Below are 755 nucleotides of genomic sequence, written 5' to 3' on the forward strand. Positions count from 1 at the left end.
CCACTGGCGCCACCGCCACCGCCCTGACCGCCGATGCCGTGCCGGCTGCCCGCGTGGCCGCCTCCCGCACCGGCCACGACGGCGCCTGCTCGCCCGAGGAGGGCGTCACCGTGGTGGTGCGTACCCCCGAGGAGACCGTCACCCGCTGCGCCGTGGGCGACCCGGAGTCCGGCGAGGCCGCCCTCGAGGCCGCCGGCGTGAAGGTCACGCACGACAAGAACGGCATGATCTGCCAGCTGGCCGTGGCCGGTGAGCCCTTCCCCCGCGAGGAGAAGGGGTGGACCTGCGGCGACTTCGACGGCACCAACTTCTGGGCGTACTTCCAGGCCAAGCAGCCGGGCGGCACGTGGTCCTTCGCCACCAAGGCCGCCAACCAGACCGACCCGGAGCCGGGCCAGGTGGAGGGCTGGAGCTGGGGCGCCGGCGAGGCGGACCTGCCCGGCGCCACGGCCCCTGCCGCGGCGAAGGACGGCGCCCCATCGTCGCCCTCGCCCTCCGCCGGCGCCTCCGAGGGCCCGGCGGAGTCCCCCGCCCCGTCGGCCTCCGAGGACGCACCGTCCCCGAGCGCCTCGGCCTCCGAGTCCGCCTCCTCGGAGTCCTCGCAGGTGGCCCCGGAGGGCGGTTCGTCCGGTCTGCTGTGGACCCTCGGCCTGCTCGCCGCGGCCGCCCTCGCCGTCGGAGCCTGGATGCGCTTCGGCCGCCGGTGACGGCCACCTACCGGGCCCGCCCGTCGGGACCGCCGCACCCTGCGGCGG

At 77.4% G+C, this 755-nt stretch carries 1 protein-coding gene; it reads left to right on the top strand.

Annotated elements, in window-relative coordinates:
* On the top strand, positions 1-707 hold a 707-nt coding region (locus HMPREF3099_RS10735; RefSeq protein WP_371327541.1), incomplete at its 5' end, for a hypothetical protein.
* Between the last annotated feature and the right edge of the window lie 48 nt (positions 708-755).

The organism is Kytococcus sp. HMSC28H12 (assembly GCF_001816045.1).
GTDB classification, from domain to species: domain Bacteria; phylum Actinomycetota; class Actinomycetes; order Actinomycetales; family Dermatophilaceae; genus Kytococcus; species Kytococcus schroeteri.